Origin of the sequence: Paenibacillus amylolyticus (assembly GCF_001570725.1) — a bacterium.
GTDB classification, from domain to species: Bacteria; Bacillota; Bacilli; order Paenibacillales; family Paenibacillaceae; genus Paenibacillus; species Paenibacillus amylolyticus_A.
This window is the reverse complement of sequence record NZ_BCNV01000001.1, coordinates 2,355,699-2,374,374: the sequence shown is the minus strand read 5'-3', so window position 1 is coordinate 2,374,374 and position 18,676 is coordinate 2,355,699. Positions and strand designations below refer to the sequence as shown.

Annotated in this window: 18 protein-coding genes; 7 read left to right on the top strand and 11 right to left on the bottom strand. The window is 40.8% G+C overall.

Annotation, left to right across the window (positions count from 1 at the left end; translation table 11 throughout):
• The first annotated feature begins 218 nt into the window (after positions 1 to 218).
• The 3 genes from PAHA3_RS10465 to PAHA3_RS10455 all read left to right on the top strand — a co-directional run bounded on the left by PAHA3_RS10465 (position 219) and on the right by PAHA3_RS10455 (position 3,373).
• Positions 219 to 857 carry a nitroreductase family protein gene (locus PAHA3_RS10465; protein WP_062834683.1) on the top strand — a complete coding sequence of 213 codons (639 nt, stop codon included), beginning with the start codon at positions 219 to 221 and terminating at the stop codon, positions 855 to 857.
• 133 nt (positions 858 to 990) lie between these two features.
• Positions 991 to 1,416, top strand: a complete 426-nt coding sequence (locus PAHA3_RS10460) for a MarR family winged helix-turn-helix transcriptional regulator (protein ID WP_062834682.1) — start codon at positions 991 to 993, stop codon at positions 1,414 to 1,416.
• 400 nt (positions 1,417 to 1,816) lie between these two features.
• On the top strand, positions 1,817 to 3,373 hold the full coding sequence (locus tag PAHA3_RS10455) for a glycine betaine uptake BCCT transporter (protein WP_062834681.1): 1,557 nt from the start codon (positions 1,817 to 1,819) through the stop codon (positions 3,371 to 3,373).
• 166 nt (positions 3,374 to 3,539) lie between these two features.
• Here PAHA3_RS10455 and PAHA3_RS10450 read toward each other — a convergent pair whose 3' ends face one another.
• The 4 genes from PAHA3_RS10450 to PAHA3_RS10440 form a co-directional block, all read right to left on the bottom strand.
• Entirely contained in the window at positions 3,540 to 4,475 is a 936-nt protein-coding gene (locus PAHA3_RS10450) for an NADP-dependent oxidoreductase (protein ID WP_062834680.1), read from the bottom strand.
• A gap of 379 nt (positions 4,476 to 4,854) precedes the next feature.
• Positions 4,855 to 6,105 (bottom strand): stalk domain-containing protein, encoded by a 1,251-nt coding sequence (locus PAHA3_RS31080; protein WP_062834679.1) that lies wholly within the window; start codon positions 6,103 to 6,105, stop codon positions 4,855 to 4,857.
• A 444-nt stretch (positions 6,106 to 6,549) separates the two neighbouring features.
• On the bottom strand, positions 6,550 to 6,699 hold the full coding sequence (locus PAHA3_RS30420; RefSeq protein WP_167350828.1) for a hypothetical protein: 150 nt from the start codon (positions 6,697 to 6,699) through the stop codon (positions 6,550 to 6,552).
• A gap of 198 nt (positions 6,700 to 6,897) precedes the next feature.
• Positions 6,898 to 7,263, bottom strand: a complete 366-nt coding sequence (locus PAHA3_RS10440; RefSeq protein ID WP_062834678.1) for a hypothetical protein — start codon at positions 7,261 to 7,263, stop codon at positions 6,898 to 6,900.
• Positions 7,264 to 7,388: 125 nt separating this feature from the next.
• On the opposite strand from PAHA3_RS10440, the gene PAHA3_RS10435 reads away from it, so the two are divergent.
• The 3 genes from PAHA3_RS10435 (at position 7,389) to PAHA3_RS10425 (ending at position 9,491) form a co-directional block, all read left to right on the top strand.
• Positions 7,389 to 7,763, top strand: coding sequence for a hypothetical protein (locus tag PAHA3_RS10435; protein ID WP_062834677.1), 375 nt, complete (start codon positions 7,389 to 7,391; stop codon positions 7,761 to 7,763).
• A gap of 350 nt (positions 7,764 to 8,113) precedes the next feature.
• Entirely contained in the window at positions 8,114 to 8,635 is a 522-nt protein-coding gene (locus PAHA3_RS10430) for a GNAT family N-acetyltransferase (RefSeq protein WP_062834676.1), read from the top strand.
• Positions 8,636 to 8,663: 28 nt separating this feature from the next.
• Complete coding sequence (locus PAHA3_RS10425; RefSeq protein ID WP_235599411.1) at positions 8,664 to 9,491, top strand: MerR family transcriptional regulator; 828 nt, start codon at positions 8,664 to 8,666, stop codon at positions 9,489 to 9,491.
• 262 nt (positions 9,492 to 9,753) lie between these two features.
• Here PAHA3_RS10425 and PAHA3_RS10420 read toward each other — a convergent pair whose 3' ends face one another.
• On the bottom strand, positions 9,754 to 10,326 hold the full coding sequence (locus PAHA3_RS10420; protein WP_062834675.1) for a TetR/AcrR family transcriptional regulator: 573 nt from the start codon (positions 10,324 to 10,326) through the stop codon (positions 9,754 to 9,756).
• A gap of 132 nt (positions 10,327 to 10,458) precedes the next feature.
• Here PAHA3_RS10420 and PAHA3_RS10415 point away from each other — a divergent pair, with 132 nt between their 5' ends.
• A complete protein-coding gene (locus PAHA3_RS10415; protein WP_062834674.1) occupies positions 10,459 to 11,223 on the top strand; it encodes an SDR family NAD(P)-dependent oxidoreductase in 765 nt (254 codons plus the stop codon).
• Between the two features lie 136 nt (positions 11,224 to 11,359).
• On the opposite strand, the gene PAHA3_RS10410 is transcribed toward PAHA3_RS10415, so the two are convergent.
• The 6 genes from PAHA3_RS10410 to PAHA3_RS10390 form a co-directional block, all read right to left on the bottom strand.
• A complete protein-coding gene (locus tag PAHA3_RS10410) occupies positions 11,360 to 13,099 on the bottom strand; it encodes an ABC-F family ATP-binding cassette domain-containing protein (RefSeq protein WP_062834673.1) in 1,740 nt (579 codons plus the stop codon).
• Positions 13,100 to 13,366: 267 nt separating this feature from the next.
• Positions 13,367 to 13,993, bottom strand: coding sequence for an ABC-2 transporter permease (locus PAHA3_RS10405; protein ID WP_062834672.1), 627 nt, complete (start codon positions 13,991 to 13,993; stop codon positions 13,367 to 13,369).
• Positions 13,990 to 14,850: an ABC transporter ATP-binding protein gene (locus PAHA3_RS10400; RefSeq protein WP_062834671.1), complete on the bottom strand. Its 861-nt coding sequence runs from the start codon at positions 14,848 to 14,850 to the stop codon at positions 13,990 to 13,992. The genes PAHA3_RS10405 and PAHA3_RS10400 overlap by 4 nt, the downstream gene beginning before the upstream one ends.
• A 5-nt stretch (positions 14,851 to 14,855) precedes the next feature.
• Positions 14,856 to 15,230: a GntR family transcriptional regulator gene (locus PAHA3_RS10395; RefSeq protein ID WP_062834670.1), complete on the bottom strand. Its 375-nt coding sequence runs from the start codon at positions 15,228 to 15,230 to the stop codon at positions 14,856 to 14,858.
• A gap of 18 nt (positions 15,231 to 15,248) precedes the next feature.
• Positions 15,249 to 15,425 (bottom strand): DUF6440 family protein, encoded by a 177-nt coding sequence (locus PAHA3_RS30415; protein ID WP_167350872.1) that lies wholly within the window; start codon positions 15,423 to 15,425, stop codon positions 15,249 to 15,251.
• Positions 15,426 to 15,884: 459 nt separating this feature from the next.
• The gene (locus PAHA3_RS10390) at positions 15,885 to 18,566 is read right to left on the bottom strand and encodes an S-layer homology domain-containing protein (RefSeq protein ID WP_167350871.1); all 2,682 of its coding nucleotides are present in this window, start codon (positions 18,564 to 18,566) and stop codon (positions 15,885 to 15,887) included.
• Between the last annotated feature and the right edge of the window lie 110 nt (positions 18,567 to 18,676).

Here is an 18,676-nt window from a genome sequence, read left to right as displayed (position 1 = left end):
TGTCAATCCTTTTATTATCCCTTTGAAATTGTTGTTAAACTCCAGCCCTATTTTGTTTAACTGTGCAAGTGGGCAATGACAAATAATAAGTGATTATTGTAATATTTTGGCGTTAAAAAACTATTGAAATGGATTTCTATTTCGATTATATTTGACTTATCAACAATTGACTAGTCAAACATTGATGCCTCAACAAAATATAAAGGGAGATAATTATTATGAAACCATACCAACAAACAAACGATTTTAACGAGATTATTTATGGACGCCGCTCCATTAAGACATACGATTCATCCGTAAAAATCAGCAGGGAAGAAATGACTCAAATCATCAATGAAGCTAGCACCGCCCCTTCCTCCATCAACATGCAGCCTTGGCGCTTCCTTGTGGTGGATACTCCAGAGGGAAAAGAAAAACTCGTCCCACTGTCCCGCTTCAACAAAGAAAAAGTCGCTCAAGCTTCTGCTGTCATTGCCGTGTTTGCGGACAAAAACAATTTCGATTATGCAGAAAACATCTATGGAAAAGCTGTTGAGCATGGCTTAATGCCACAAGATGTTAAGGACTTTCAGTTGAACGCATTCAAACCGATCTATAACAACATGTCCGATGATGAAATGAACGATGTCATTATGCTTGACGCCGGTCTGGTTTCCATGCAATTGATGCTGGTTGCCCGTGCGCATGGGTATGACACCAATCCAATCGGCGGTTATGAAAAAGATCAAATTGCCGAAGTGTTTGGCTTGGATAAAGAACGCTATGTACCAGTCATGCTACTGACAATTGGAAAAGCTGCAAGCGAGGGATACACCTCCTACCGTATGCCAGCCGAAGAGACTACGTTTTGGGCATGATTTAAAGCGATAGTGCGAGTAGTCTCCACATTATGATATAGTTGCCTTTAGCTGCCGAATGTCGTGGAAGGAATCTGACATTTTTAATATGAAGCTTTCCAAGACATTCGGTACCATTCAAGGAGGGGCAAACATGAATTGTTCGCTGGAACAAGAAACCTTATTAATATTACTTAAAAATATAAGCAATCAGCTGAAACCTAAATTTGAACGTAGTACGGGGATCAGTTCTTCACGATACGTTCTGTTGTATCATCTCTATCTTCATCAAGAAGTTACACAAAGCCATTTGCAGAAGGCCATTCATATCGACAGTGCTGCTATTACACGCCATTTGAAGCAACTGGAAGCAGATGGTTTGGTGTCACGAAGAAGAAACCCCGATGATCATCGGGAAACTTTCGTCCGGTTAACAGAACAAGGGCTAACGCATATCGCCAATTTCAAGCAGGATCGAAACCAGTTTCTTCATCAGATGATACTGGATTTCAGTGAAGAAGAAGTTGCAATGATGACCGACATGCTTAAACGCATGCAAGTTAATCTGAAGGATCTGTAAATTTATGATTACAGTCAACAATTTTCTGGAAGCCAACCTATTCTAGATCAGAATCTTTTTCAGGTGACGCGCAGTAGCTAGTACATTGCCCCGATCCATTTAATGATAGCGATATCCTTCCTCATTATTATCAAATACAACACATTCATTAATCTATCCTTCCCTCCCAAAACTGCAATTATAGACACAAATCGAAACCACTGTTCCTTAACGCACCTGTTCAATTCATACGTTTATAGGCACTATATATTATTCAGGCAAGATCAAAACAAACCGACGGGTGTTTCATTACACGGCGGTTTGTTTTATTTTACAACAGCTGGCTTTCCGAAATATTACTAGATGGACTAGCACATACTAAGAAACAGTTGGCTGAAGCTTACATAACGGAGGTCTCATCATGGTATTTACAATCACAATTATCATCGTTGTACTGTTCGCAATATGGGGAGCGGTCGCTCCTGATCAGCTGGCGGATGTGGCTAACGTTGCCTACAACTTCTCTATCCAGAATTTTGGCTGGTTTTATCTGCTAGCGACACTGTTCTTCCTGATCTTTGCTTTTTATCTGGCGTTCAGCCGATTTGGCGGTATTAGGCTGGGGGATGACGATGATGAACCGGAATATTCGACGGTTTCCTGGCTGTCCATGCTGTTTAGTGCTGGAATGGGCATTGGGCTGGTGTTCTGGGGAGTTGCTGAACCGCTGTCCCACTATTTATCTGCACCGGAAGGGGCGGTACCCGAAACAACGCAAGCAGCAAGACTGTCAATGCGTTATGCCTTTTTCCACTGGGGACTGCATCCTTGGGCAATCTATACCGTCATCGGCTTAGCACTTGCTTACTTCCAGTTCCGGAAAGGCTACAAAGGGCTAATCAGTTCCACCTTTATTCCTCTGATCGGTGAGCGTCTTGCTGCAGGGTGGCTAGGCAAGTTCATTGATATTCTGGCAGTCATTTCCACCATCTTCGGTGTTGCAACCTCGCTTGGTTTGGGAGCACTTCAGATTGGTGGGGGTCTGAATTACTTATTCGGTATTCCGAACTCGACCATGTCCCAGGTTGTCATTATCATCATTGTAACCGTACTGTTTTTAATCTCGGCAACCTCCGGTCTGGATAAAGGTATTAAGATTCTGAGCAACACCAACCTCGTTATAGCAGTGCTATTAATGCTATTTGTATTGGTGACTGGACCGACTTCTTTTATATTTGATACATTCACGACAACTTTGGGCAGTTACATGCAGAATATTATTAACATGAGTTTGAGACTGACGCCGTTCTCAAGAGAAACCTGGATTGGAACATGGACATTATTTTACTGGGCATGGTGGATCTCGTGGGCTCCCTTTGTCGGTACTTTTATCGCAAGGGTATCCAGAGGAAGAACCATAAAGGAATTTGTAATTTACGTCATGGTTATTCCAAGTCTTTTCGGATTTATCTGGTTCTCAGTCTTCGGCGGAACAGGAATTCATATGGAGTTGTTCAATGCTGCTCATTTGGCGGAGGCCGTCAAAGAAGATGCGACAACCGCTCTATTCCTTATGCTGGAGCATCTGCCTTTAAGCACGATCGTTGCATTCATCGCTACACTCCTGATTATGATCTTCTTTATTACATCGGCTGATTCGGCTACCTTTGTGCTGGGCATGCTGACTTCAGATGGCAAGCTGGACCCGAGTACAAGAGTGAAATTAACCTGGGGAATCTTACAGTCCTCCATCGCGGTAGTACTGCTGATTAGCGGGGGGTTGAACGGCCTCCAGACGGCCGCCATTGTGGCCGCATTGCCGTTCGCTGTTGTCCTTATCGGTATGTGTGTCTCCCTACTCAAGGCTCTGCAGGCCGAAGACAGAGAGCGCCGTCAGAAGGAAAAACGGCAGCGCCAAAAGCTGAAACGACTGCTGGAGGAACAAGAAATCTCGCTTAATGAACTATCTGGTAGGTAATGTATACTTGATTTGATCTCTATAGCAATGGTTCCTGCCTCCAGGCAATCGGTACAAATTCTTGTTCTGGGCTTAGACAAGAATTTGTACCGATAAAATAAAAAAAAGCCGCTAAAATAGCGACTTCAATGGGAATATGTGTTTATCGTTTTTTCAATCTCCTTGTTTAAAATGTAATGACAATTTTACCAACAGCGTGGTGGGTTTCACTCAAAGCATGTGCATCATAAATACCCTGTCTACTAAACGGGAATGTTGCCCCTACAATCGACTTAATTTTTTTCTCTTCCATCAGATCAGCCATTCTCTGCAATTGATCACCATCTGGCTGTAGCCAAATCCCCTTTGCTGATACATTGTGAGACTTAGCCGTATCATGATTGGGTTCACCAACAATGGTAATCAATCTTCCGGTATTTTGCTTAAGTACCGTATAGCTTTTCTCAGCTACTTCTCCACCCATCGTGTCGAACACCAAGTCTATATCTTTTAGAATGTCTTCAAAGTTTTCCTTTTTGTAATCAATAACTTGATCAGCACCTAATGAATAGAGAAGTTCATGATTTTTTTCACTTGCAGTTGTAACAACATGAGCGCCGGCGTGCTTTGCTAATTGAATGGCATAAATACCTACACCACCAGCCCCAGCGTGAATAAGTACAGTTTCACCTTCTTTTAAATGGCCATGAGTAAACAATGCCTGCCATGCTGTTAAACCAGCTAAAGGTACCGCTGCAGCCTCCTCATATGAGATTGAATCAGGTAGTTTTGCCAGTAGGTGCTCATCAACTGCTGTATACTCAGCATACGTACCGAAACGAGTTGTTTCAGGGCGACTGAATACGCGGTCTCCAACGTTCCACTTCGTAACGTTTGAACCAATTTCACTTATGACTCCAGCTGCATCCCACCCTAAGATAATAGGAAATTCCCAATCAAACATTTCTTTTAAGTAGCCCTCTCTTAATTTCCAATCGATTGGATTAATGGATGTAGCCTCTAGTTTTACAACCACTTGATTAGCTTCTGCACTTGGTTTATTCACTTCCTGCTCAACTAGCGCTTCTTTACTCCCATATTGATTAATCACAACTGCTCTCATTTTTGTAACACTCCTTTAAGCGAATTGCCTTTTACGTGCTATTCCCGATTGTTTATTTATATCTAGTCACTGCGTAAATGAATATTATCCTTACTTATTTTTTAACAACTGGGATAAAATTATGCAAAAAAATTAACTAAATGGTTGTCAAAGCACCTTTGCCTTCGACTATGTATTTACTGATTACCCTCTTGAAGCAACGCTGCAATGGTCGGGTGCATAAGGCCGGCCCGCTAGTGTGGCTCCCACTGGCTAACCTGATCATACGAAAGCCGCAAAAAATAGAGCCAGACATTCCCCCATAGAGAAAGGCCCGACTCTATACCTGTTAGAAGAATTTCTATTACCAAAGTTCAACTTTACCTCAGGTAACCTTGTATTAGGATAGCCGATGAATTGACCATACTATATCCGTACTGAATCCAATGGATAGACCATCAGCTTCGTAATATAACCCGACTTGATCACCTGCCTCCAGCTCTACATCACCGGTTAACGTCACCGTCGCACTACCTAGTACAGTTCTCATCGTTAAAACTAACGGTATATTAACGTCAAGGAAAGGCATATAACCATTTATTAAATCAATATTGTCATTCTTCTTTACAGTAAAAACCGGATCAATGCCTCTTCCTATGCTTACATTGATTGGTGTGTCAATCTTATAATTAACAGTTGCATGTATGGCATATCTACCACTGTCCGGTGCCGTAAATATCCCTGTAGAAGGATTAAATGTAGGGCTTCCGTAATATGGAGACGCCTCGCTCCAATTTGAAAATAGCGTGCTACTATTGATTGAGTATGTCGTACTGGTAACAGAAAATCCTTCCGAGGTAAAAGAAGTCCCCGCTGGTCCTGGATCTCCCTGCGCCCCCGCCGGGCCTGCTGGTCCTTGTGCTCCAACTGGCCCTTGATCTCCTTGCGGCCCTACCGGCCCTTGTGCTCCTGCTGACCCTTGATCTCCTTGCGGCCCTACCGGCCCTTGTGCTCCTGCTGGCCCTGGATTTCCTTGCGGTCCCACTTGGCCTTGTGGTCCTGCTGGCCCCGAAGCTCCTTGTGCTCCCGTGGAGCCTGCTGGTCCTTGTGCTCCAACTGGTCCAGTTGCTCCGGTATCGCCTTTATCTCCCTTGGCTCCATCGCCTGTAGAATTCTGCGATTCTTCGACAACTGATGGCAAAGTACTGATGATGATGGTTTTGATGGTGGAATTCCATACTACTTTTGCTCCCAATAATTCTGCAATAAAACGTACGGGTACCATAACCCGATTCTGAATGATATTAGCAGGTTGATCGAGTGCGACCTCCTCCTCTACATCACCGATTTTAACGCTGGCAGTCGGTTTGCCAATAATTAGAATACCCGATGTATCTCCTTTAATAACCGTTATGGTTTGTGTAGAACTGTTCCAGTTAAGAGACACACCGAGCGATTCTTCAAGAACCCTTAAAGGTATAAGTGTGGTTCCTTTATGAACAACGGGTTTGACGTCACTCGGGACTACACTATCATTAACAATAATAGAGATCTCGTCTAGTTGGCCAATTGGAGCCGCCTGAGCAGCAGAAACCACAAAAAACGTCATTACAAGCAAAAATACCATGGATAATTTCAATCTTTTTATCACTTAACGTTCCTCCATATTAATGAATTTTGATTCCTTAATCCCGGTTGCGATTATCTATAGAATTCGAGCCCTGCGATTTCAACTAAAGCCGCAACAAAAGGACCCTATCATTCTCTACGTAGACATTGTAGACAAAATGATAGGGAGTTGTAGTCATACGAAAGTAGTATTACTGTTTTGGAAACATGAAGTGTTCATCTAGCCTCGATTAAATAAAATAACAGAGCCTTTTCCCTTCTGGAACTCTCTGAAGTACAGATATCTTTTTTTGCTACCTGCTCGGTTAGCTTAATGAATTAACGAGGAAATGAAAAAACCTCAGCTGGGTTAACCGAGCTGAGGTAATAAATTTGTACCTACCACTGTTTTAGAGTCTTTAGATTCCGCATTAGGTGCTTCGAATACCCCTAATTTTTGGGACTACTAGAATCGCACCTATCTTCTTTACTTAATAACTTCAACCTTTTTGTCCCCTGCTGACTTCGCTACCTCTAACGTTGTATTACCTTGAATAGCGACTATCAAGCCAGTAGCCAACATAGAAACGACTAAAGCTGCGCTGAGGACTGTGGACATTTTTTTCTTCTTGATCATAACCATACCTCCAATTTTAAATTACAATATTTCACTTTGTTGGGTAATCCATCTGGTGATTGTATTATAGCGTACTGACAATGATTGTAAAAGGATTTTTTTCCTTCCCACGGTTGCCTCTTAAATAGATTCGACTGAGGTTTGCGGATCTGGGGATTACCATCGTGTTTGCCGTTCTAAAACTCCAATGATTCAACATTAGGAGGATATTCTGATGAGAACCAAATCCCTAAAATTAATTACAGTTGGTGTGTTAGGGGTTGGAATAGGTATTTTGTGGTCAATGATCTTATTCTTAGAATGCAAAAAGCTCAACATGGCAATGTCTGATACATCCTTTTTAATAACGTAGGGAAGCTTTGCTGTTTTAAATACGTTTGCAACGAACTGTAACGAAAATAAAATCGTATATAAAATCTTTCGCGAGCTTATCCATGATATTGTATCGATCAAGGTAATCTCAAACCCTGCTTCAATCAACTTAATTGCGTACATGCTCCCGATGACACCTGCACCAAAAATTAAAAAAATTTTATCTGGATCAATTAGAATTAAACGCTCCACCAAACCATTCCTTAACGCCTGACAGGATTATGACCAAATTTGCGGCCTTCTATAGGCTCCTATCCATTCCCCTGTTCAATTGCCTACATACAATACACTAGACTAATGAACAGGAGTGATGTTGTATGACATTTTTACCACCTTTTGGACCTGGTGGAGGGTTTGGCGGACCTGGGGGTCCCGGAGGACCTGGTGGAATGCCTGGTCCGCCATCGTTCCCCGGGGGTGGAGGAGGCGGACCACAAGGCGTGCAAGCACCTACCGGTCCGCCACCATCATTCATTCCACAGCAACCGGCTTCGTTATTTGCGGTAGATCCAAGAGCCATATCCGGCTGTCTGTTTCGCTACACCTATATTTGGCCGGATCGTGGTCCAGGCTTCTGGATGTTCCCGGTATTTGTCGGCAGAAATTCGGTGGCGGGCTTCCGTTGGAATGGCTTCTTCTGGATGTACAGCGGCATTGATCTGCAGCGAATCAGCTCGTTTAGCTGTTTCTAGAATTAAATACCCTGTATGCGGATCAATCCGCATACAGGGTATTTACATGTATCTTATGAGAATAAATAGACGTTAGCTACTCAACCATTGAGGTGGCCTTCATTATATATTGCGATGAAACAGAGAGGTCCCTCCAATTTTCCTAAGTAAGGCTTCATCGGTAATGGAGCTACGTTTTTATACTTGACAATTGCTTTAGATATACTTCCGGACAACTACATTAATTTTAAAAAACGCTCTCACTTCATGCATCAGTTCAAGAGTAATTATGCATGATTAACACTTGACTCTGGTACGATACTAGGGTTTATCGTGATGTTATTCGATTAAGTTGTTTGGGAGTGGTTAGAATGAACAATATTCAAATTTTTGATCAAGTTTTCGATATTATGAAGGAGTCCTTCCCCGAAGCCGAATACCGGGACTATCAAGAACAAAAGCTACTACTAGCTCATCCACGTTATTCTCTCCTTACGGAGAAAAATGAACAGCAAAATGTGATTGGATTCCTTGCAGGCTGGAAGTTTGATGAATTCAGTTATGTTGAAAATGTGGCAGTCTCTTCTAGTATCCGCGGTGGAGGCATCGGTAAGAAGCTTATGGAGCGCTTTATGGAACAAGCGACTCTACCGATTGTACTAGAAGTTGAGTTGCCCATGAATGAGATAAATCAGAGAAGGATAGGATTTTACAAACGATTAGGGTTTCAGTTATGTGAATTTCCTTACGTTCAGCCGACACTTCGTACAGGGCTTAAGCCTTTGCCCCTGAAGATAATGAGCTTTCCTGATCATTTGGCTTCAATCGAATTTGAAAAAATAAGACATGTCTTGTATAAAGAAGTGTACGACGTGGCTGTAATCCATAATTAAATAAGAAGAGCTGCTATGAGGAGATACAATGATTAAAAATAATTACAAAATCAAAGAAATATCACAACTATATGGAATTGGTGTAGACTCCTTACGATATTACGAAAAACTAGGTTTATTGATCCCTCGTCGTGATACAAATGGATATCGATTATATAGCCTACATGACATATACAAATTAAATATTATACGTGATTTGCGTGAGTTAGATTTTACAATGGATCAAATTAGAGAATATCTTGATAAACAGAGCATTGAAACCACACTTGAATTATTATATCAAGAGCAGGAATTGATACGTGATCGAAAGGCCAAACTTGAATCTAGACAAAATATCCTGAAAAATAGAATCGATGTGATTACTGCAGCGATGAACATTGAAACTGGTGTGTTTTCTATTAAAACGTTACCGAATCGTCCTTGTTTGAAGTTTGATGAACGGATCACTAGGGATGAAGAAATGGATTATGCCATTAAAATGCTACACCGAATTCATAACGCGTACATTACCGATCTGAGTAATCAATTATACGGTGCATCTATATCCTTAAACGAGGTAAGCCAGGGAATTAAAGGTGTCTTCCATTCTGTCTTTTTTATTTTTGATTCTGAGTTTACGGGTACCTTAGATTTTGATTATTTTCTTCCTGCGGGGAATTATTTATCACTCCATTACCGTGGTAGCTATGAACAAAGTTATGAAAAGGTAATGGAAGTTTTGAAGTACGCAAAAGAGAATGACCTTTCCCTTGTAGGAGACCCTTTCGAAGTTTACGAAATTGATAATCGTGATACCATGATGTCAGACCAATATTTGACTGAGATTCAAGTTAGGGTTAAATCGCCGATGGATTGATAAACGTTCATGGCGTCACATCCAATGATCCCAAAGAAAACCTATTTTTGGATACAGGGCTGTGAGCTGTTTCTTACTTTCAATTATTGTGGCTACGCTAACCAGCCCTTTAGCTTAATGCATAAATGGAAGTTCAGTAATTGGAGAAAGACTTGTCCTTGGAACGGGACAAGACCCTTCTCCGATAAAATGAAAAAGTCGCTTAAATAGCGACTTCAATAGGAATTTATTGAAATATAATAAAATAGACAAAATAATGTAATTACACTATTTTTTCAGCATTTCCCTTCGGAATAGTGACCCCACAGAACTCATACAAAATATCAGCCATGTACGTATCACTTTCTTTCATGCCATTTAACGCCCATTCAATTAAAACGCAATAAAATCCACCTACATAAAACTGAGCAATATAGTTTTCTTTGAAAGAATCGTCGTAGGTTTTAACTACAATTCTTGTAGCTAATTTGTGCAGGTATTCATTACACTTGGCCAGCAATAAGTAACTAACGTTGGACTTCACCAGATTTTCTACTAAGATTTTCTCATTTCTGAAACATTTGAAAAATAATAGGGTTGAATAATAATTATCAAAGTTCTCCCCTGCCAATGCCTGATCAAAAAAGTCAGTAAACACTTGATCAATGCGTTCCACGATTACATCCTCAATGATGTTGTAATTTCTATAGAACCCCATGCGTGAAACACCAGCTTTTGTACACACCTCGGTAATAGATATGTTATTTAGATTTTTGGTTTGCATTAATATCATGAGTGCATTGAAGATCCATTCTTTTGTCAGTGCACTTCTGACTTGATTAGATGGGTTTGACATTACAACATCTCCTTTTATGTCACACTTGCCTTGAAACGTATTGATATCTTTATGTTATACACATTATACTGAGCTCAACGAGACGTTACAATAGTAACATCTTAGCGAATAAAATCTGAGGAGGAATATAACATGTTTAAAAAATTGCAAGATACGGTGGCATTGGTAACTGGAGCAAGTAGTGGGATCGGTGAAGCAACTGCCAGAAGGCTCGCTGCTCAAGGAGCAACCGTTGTCCTTGTCGCACGTCGTAGAGATCGATTGGAGAATTTGGCTTCCGAGCTAAAGAACCTTGGAGGTGAAGTTCTTGTAATAGAAACAGATATAACAGATAAGAAGCAAGCGGAACATGCAGTTCAGCAGGTTATCGATAAATATGGACGTTTGGACACCGTTATAAATAATGCGGGACTCATGTTAATAGGGGGTGTGGCAGAGGCGCCCTCAATCGAATGGGAACGAATGATATCCGTAAATATAAATGGGTTGTTATACATATCCCATGCTGCATTACCGTATCTAATCCAATCAGCCTTGACTTCCGACCGGAAAGTTACTGATTTAATTAATATTAGTTCAGTATCTGGACGCAAACCATCGGCAGGGCAAGCGGTATATAGTCTCACGAAATCTGGTGTTGCAGCGTTTACTGAAGCACTGCGACAAGAGACTGCCGGGCTTAACGTTCGTGTGGCTGTTTTAGAGCCAGGTGCAGTGGGAACGGAACTAGGTAATCACTTACGTGACGACGTGCGTGAGCAACTTTCCAATATTCTGAGCCATATTGAAGTTCTTGAAGCAGAAGATATTGCAGAAACGATTGAATTTATTGTAACTCGCCCACGTCGCGTTGCGGTCAACGAGATTTTGGTTCGTCCAACAGATCAAGCCATGTGATTCTGATTCTTATTAGATACGGTTGCGATGCATTACGCATAAACATGATTGGCCTTCTATTGGCCTGCTAAACAAAAAAAAGTCGCTAAAATAGCGACTTTTTTCGGGTCTATCATTTCAATAATAGCGTCGTAACTTAAAGCAACTTAATCAGCTCTTCTAGCTCATCAACCAAACTTTTTGCAAGTTCAAAATTAGTATCTTTTAAAGCCAATTCAATTTTCATTTCAACAGACTTTTTCTTTTGTTCATTCTCTAGATAGTTTTCATCAAAATGACTCGTATAAATCATCTGTCTAAATTCTTCTATACTCATTTTACTAATTGTCTTGTCCTCAATAATTAGAACATAATCCATACCATTGACAACAGAATAGAAATCATGAGAAATCATGATAATCGCACCTTTATAGTCTTCAATGGCTTTCTCCAATGCGATTTGTGTATAGATGTCTAAATGGCTTGTCGGTTCATCTAGGAGCAATACGTTGGCTTGACTGGCAGAAACTTTAGCCAATTGAAGCATGTTTTTTTCTCCGCCAGATAAAGATTCAATCTTTTGATCAAGGATTTCTCCTTCAAAGCCATAGTTTGGAAGATACGATCTAATCTCGTCATACGTTTGAAACCCTGAATCAATGAATTCATTTAGTATGGTATTCGAATCTTTTAGCATTTCGCCCTGTACCTGAGATAAATAAGCCACGTTAACCTCAGCATTGATTTCAATGGAATCCTGATTGTTTTTAAAAATTTCTCGCAGTAAAGTCGTTTTCCCGGTACCGTTTGGACCGATCAGGGCTACTTTATCTGTCGATTTGATCTCAAAGTTCACATTTTCCAAAAGCAACTCGTCAAAGGCAACGCTATAATTATTGACGTTAACCACAACGGTGTCTTCCATTTCCTTATCGATACCAAAATGGATATTCGGCTGCTTGATATCGACAAATGGCTCTTTGATTCGACGTGCTTCCAATCTTTCTTGAAACTTGACTCTGGCTTTTAACGCTCTGCCTCTGGAGGCTTCCGAATTATATGTGGCAATCTCTCTAAGATTGTCGATGATGTGATCATATCTCTCAATTTCTTCAGCTTCAGCAACCGCGATTTCTTGCAGCTCAATCTTCGTCTGAAGCAGCGAGAAGTTGTAATCAATATAGCGCCCGTCAAACTCTTGCAGCTCTGTGTTTTCCAGGTGTATGATTTTGTTGAAACAATGGTTCAACAGATATCGGTTGTGCGTAACGACCAGCAGCATTCCCTTGTGGGTGTTAATCAATTTTTTAAGCGCGTTCAGGTTTTCAAAGTCTAAAAATACATCAGGTTCGTCCATAATCATGAAGTCTGGACGATTCAGCATTTCCTTCATCACTTGAATAAGTTTGAATTCCCCGCCGCTTATGGCGGATATACTAAGATCTTTGAGCTTCATGAGGTTGGCCAGGTTTAACTGCTTATTGATGTTTTTTTCGTAATTATCCCCATCCATCGCTTCGAAGGCATCCAAAGCCAATTGGAGTTTTTCCATCAGGGAATCCATATCCGATGTGGTTTCCATTTCAGCATAAATGGCTGTAATTTCATCTTGTATCTTGATGAATTCTTCTGCGATATATTCAAAAACAGTCATATCTTTTGTTTTGTCTACTTGCAAAAACTGACTCACATACCCGATTCTGCAATCGGGATCTATCTCTAACTTACCCTCGAACAAATATCGTTCCGGATCCATCAGGATATCGATCAGTGTACTTTTCCCACTGCCGCTTGTTCCAATAAAAGCACAATGTTGTGCCTCTTCAAACGTAAATGAAATGTTTCTATATAGTTCCTTTTGTGGAAATGAGAAGGATAAGTTTTCAACTTTTATCATAGTGTTACCTTTCTTTATAACTAAATTGGTGGCTATTATTGAATATATTGTCGAACACAGACTTTTAGAGTAACACTGTTTACCACCAAGTACAATCGATTTTTAACCCTCCAGTCTAGAAATGAGTATCGAACGTTATGAATGAATGCAAAGAGAGCCGATAACTGCGATTCTGCTCGCGGTCATCGGCTCTGCGCTTTAGCGTCTGGCTCTGAGATAACGGATCATTCAATTGTACTACATTGATTAAAGTTACCTGTTTATGCATCATAATTCTTTATGACTTAGCCATCTTGGGCATAGGATCCATGAGAGTATATATACGACTACACTGAAGGCAGCTACGATTCCATATACTAAAAGCAGATTTTCTTCGATGTTCATATAGTAGCCTAGCAATGTTCTTAATCCTGCAATGGCAAGTGCAGTAACTACATAAGAAAGGATTATTCCGGCAATACTTTTTTCTCCATCGAGTAAAAAAGAACTAGGGATATTCACACTGGCTGGAAGAAATGCAAGAATCAGCGCAAAGGATACATTCACATATACAGCAGATAACTCAAAGCTCGATAATATCATTGAAGCAATCACACAAATGATCGTAGCAATCAAAATTCCAAATAAACTAAGGAGCACATACAAACCATATTTGCTTGAAGCACTTTGAATCCTTGAGACAGGGAGAGTAGCACAAAATTTATCCCACTGCGCTGTTTTGTCATTTTGAATGCTCATTACTGCCATCATTCCAAATGAGGTTCCTGCGATTACAATCAAAAGCCAAGGAGAGCTTACGACGGACAAAACGATTCCAATGACGACCATTAATAATAGGGGGATAAGTAACGCATCCTTAATAGCATAGAAATCTTTAAGCATAAGTCCTCTCATGTTCTCTCCCCCTTTATATACAACAGCATAATATCATCAATGGTGGCAGGATCAATCACTGCATTCGGGTATTTCTTTTGTGCCAAATCTTTATCAGCAACTAATACTTCCCAAGCATAATCCTGCTTTCGGTAAGAGATTATATCTTGTTCTTCGAGAGCATCAAACTGTGCTGCACCACATTTAATGATCCCGTACTTATATCGCAATTCATCTTTTGGTTTGTTGAAAATTACCTTGCCGTTATGAATGAATACGATATAATCAGCGACTTTTTCCAAATCACTTGTGATATGTGAGGATACCAGGATAGAGTTACTTTCGTCCTGCACAAATTCCAAAAATAAATCCAGAATATCATCACGAACAACAGGATCAAGTCCGCTCGTCGCTTCATCCAATATTAGAAGTTTGGAACCATGAGAAAGTGCCACAGCGATAGACAGCTTCATTTTCATCCCTTTAGAAAACTCTTTGATCTTTTTGTCTGCAGGTAAGGATAGTTCTTTCAGCAAAGAATAGTATTTCTCTTCGTCCCAAGCTGCAAAGATATTTTGGAAGACACGGTTTAGCTTTTTAGGTGATAATCCTTCCGGGAAATTACTGCCGTCAAACACAACACCAATCTGATTGCGAACAGCATTGTCAATTTCCTGATCCTGCTTGCCCAAAATCGTCACCGTGCCGGAATCCTTGTTTTTCAATCCAAGAATCGAATTGATGGTTGTGCTCTTTCCTGCCCCGTTTTGGCCAATCAATCCCACAATTGACCCACGCGGCACATGAAATGATACATTGTCCAGAACAAAGTCGTGATACGCCTTTGTCAGTCCATTTACAGTCAAAGCATGATTCATGATTCTTACTCCTCCTCATAGAACAGCTTTAATAACTCGATGAGTTTTTCGACAGGAATACCATTTGTGCGCCCAATATCTGCGGCTTCCTGCAAAAGTCCCTCAGCTTTACGCTGGATTTCTTCTTGATAGAAATTTTTGTTCTGCGCGGATACAAAACTTCCCCGGCCTACGGTAGTCTCTATAAAACCGTCTCTCTGCAAATCCTCATAGGCTTTTTGAACAGTGATCACACTGACATGAATGGATTTTGCCATAGAGCGCATCGATGGAATGGGGTCTCCAGTCTTTAATTCCCCACTCATAATCATCGCTTTGATCTGTGATGTTATCTGTTCGTAGATGGGCTTACTTGTATTGCTGCTTATGATAATCTCCATATACATACTCCGATTAAATTATTTTTTTAGTAAAGGTTTACCCTCTTTATCCAGTAAAACGGTAAGTCCTGATCCAACATTAGGGAAAATAGCAAGTAGATATTGCACTCCAGTTTCATTGTCAGTGATGACTTGTGTCATTACTGCACTTTCCGCTTGAGTATGTTCCACTCCAAATCGAGGTTCTTTTTTCATCGTTCTCCTCCTCACTTTGCGTTTAAACACAGTCTTTTTATTAAAAATTCGGCGCTGCAACCTGTACTATATTGTACTTATTATACAAGTTTGTCAATTATACTTATAAAGTCTTTAGTGCTTCCCCATCAATGCTATAACCGGCTACTGAGATCTCTCCCGGCATTATCGTTTCTCGTTAGCTAAATCCTATTGCAGTCTATAGGCAGTCTATAATGAAGGTCTTACGACAGGTGATACACTGATGCATATCTGGCACCCCATATAGGTTCATCTTCGTTATGGAAGATGAACCTGGGTAATGTTCCGATTAGATCAACTGCTTCTGCAAAAACATCCGTGAGTTAGGATGATACAGAAAAAAACACGAGGCGTGAAAGCAGATCCTCGTGTTTTTCTATTTACGGTAACTATGGTTTGCACCTTCCAAATACGTTGCTGATTAATGTAATTAGAAGTTTATTGTATAACATTCAAGGCTCGGTACATCATCGCCACAAACTGTGCACGCGTCACGTGTTCATCCGGTTTAAATTTTCCGTTATCCCCGAGTACAATCTTGAGTTCTGCCAATGCAGCGATGTAATCATAGCTCCAATGCGTTGTAGGAACATCTTGGAAAGCAACTGTTCCACCTAGTTTTATCTCAAAGGCGAGCGTCAAAATTTTGGCCATCTCTGCACGAGTCAGCGAATGGTTTGGATTAAAATTCCCATTAGCTCCATCGACTATTCCTGCTTGTTGCAGTGACATGATGGCTTCATAGTAAGGATGGCTTGGTGATACGTCAGAAAACGAAACTGCCTCACGTATGGGTTTAAACTCGAAAGCACGTGTGAATATTAGAGCCATATGATGGCGCTTGATGTGTTCATTCGGGTGAAAAGAACCGTCGGGATACCCTGCTATTATCCCTTGACTTGCTAGTTCCTCAATCATTCCTTTTGCCCAATGTCCTGAAAGGTCGTCAAAAGTAACGACGGGTGGTTCAGGTTCCGGCTTGGGTTCTTCTGGGGTAGGTTGCGGATTGGGTGTTGGTATCGGTATTGAATTTTGAGGAGGCGTTGGATTATTTCCTCCTGCATTATTGTTAGAAGAATTGTTTATACTCCACTTCGCATACAACGTCTTATCCGCTGTAATGACATCTTTCGTAAAGTTCCACTGGTTAGTGAGAGAGGCCTCCTTAAACCAACCGCCAAATGTATAACCTGGTCTCGTTGGTGTGCTCGGTTCAGTTGCCTGTTCATTGTAAGGTTTATTCTGAAGCGCTACCAGACTTCCTCCATTTGACTCAAAAGACAAGGTATAGTGATTAATTTCCCACGCCGCATACAACAGGACATCAGCTTCGTTTATATGGAAAGTATCATTCGCTACATAGCTTTTCCCACTTCCATCTGCTTCCGTATTCCAACCAATCAACGTAAATCCAGTCTTCACTAGACTTCCAACATTATCAGCGACGGTTACACTGCTCCCCGCTTCATAGGTTTGACTATCTAGGGGTACCTCTCCTCCAGTAGCTCCATTCCCGTCATAGCCCACACTATATTTGATAATGGTGAATGTAAGGGTAATCGAATTACCTGCGGCATCTGTAACAACAAGTACATAGGAACCTTCAGCGTCTACAGGTGTGCCACTTATAAAGTTTTGCCCGTTTAATGTTCCTGTACCTTCATTAAAGGTAATGGTTCGGGAGGAATTATAGCTCTCTCCATCTGTTACACCTGTAACGATCGGAGCTGTAGTGTCTAATGTAATACTTGCTTGGGCCGAGCCTATATTTCCTGCTCGATCAATTAAACGTACATACACCGTTTTATTACCATCTCCAGTGGGTAACGTATAGCTCTTTATGGAACTAAAGGCTTCAATTCCTGACCAAGAACTATTGTTATTAGAAAATTGTACCGCTACCACATCTGTTACACCGTTGCCTAAAGAAAGATTAAGCGTTATTTCACGATTAGTTGTATACACGTTGCCATTATTAATAACAATAGAGCCTGTTGGCACTTCGGTATCCCGTGTTATAGTTCTTTGATATTCAGTTGATTGGTTCCCTGCACGATCAACTAGTTTAAATTTTAAGACCGTATCTCCATCATTACTTCCTATAGCTAGCATAAAGCTTGGTACAAAAGGAATCTGTGTAAATGGGTTTCCATTAACCGAATATTGGATATGCGTGATATCAGTTACTCCCGCATCAGGACTTATTGAAATAAGTACAGCCGAACCATTCGTGTATTCGTTGCCTAGATTTACAATAATCGTCCCTGTTGGAGGGGTCTTATCTATTCGAAATTGAATCGTTTCTAATTGACTGCCTGCCGTAACCGTTAACGTGTACGAGCCTTCAGCAGTAAGCTGTGTTCCACTTGTAAATGGACTTCCATTCAAAGTTGCTGTACCCGTGTTGAAAATTGGCGTTACATTTGTATTGTATAGACCGCCATCTTCGACTCCAGTTATTTCAATATCAAGAATTTCAGAATACGTAATAATTAAATATGGCCCCAGACTGCCGCCATGTGCATGATTTTCGGTCATTTGTATAAAATGATCAGCATGTGTTATTCCTGCTTCAGCTGCTTCTTGAGCCGTCATACCCGATAGAATGAAGGTTGCTCTAGGATCAGGTTCCGCGGATTCCCTTGATATGTAGCTAGTAAAATTAAACGGAGCTAATGTAGGTTTAAGTTGGGGGACATTATTGGATAATAATCTTGATTGTGTAGAACCTGACGTTGGAGCTGGTGGCGATGTTATTCCACTATCCTGTGCCCAGTTATGATTTGTACTTGTTGAAACTTTTAGCGAAAAATTAGTTGTTGCCTGAAAAGTACCACCTGTTACAGGCAGATACAGACTCGCAGTTTCAACTTCATACCCTGCAGGGATTGTTGGCAAATTATACTTTAGTAATACCTGAGCCTCTAAGGGAACACCAAATGTTCCTTGATAGCCTACATCCAGATACCCGAGGTTTCCATCCTCATAAATCATTCCAGACTCATAAATGATAGTTGTATCCTCTGCTGCATAAATAGGTGACGAAACTACATTGGCAGAAGCTAAACTTTGATTATTAAAAATTACGATGCATGCCATACACACGATTACAACGATCATACTTGCAATCGAGACAACTCTCTTTCTCACCATGTACACTTCCTTTCATACCATTCCTTATTGTTCAGAATGACCTCTTTTCATTTGACTCCATCTCAACATCATAGTCT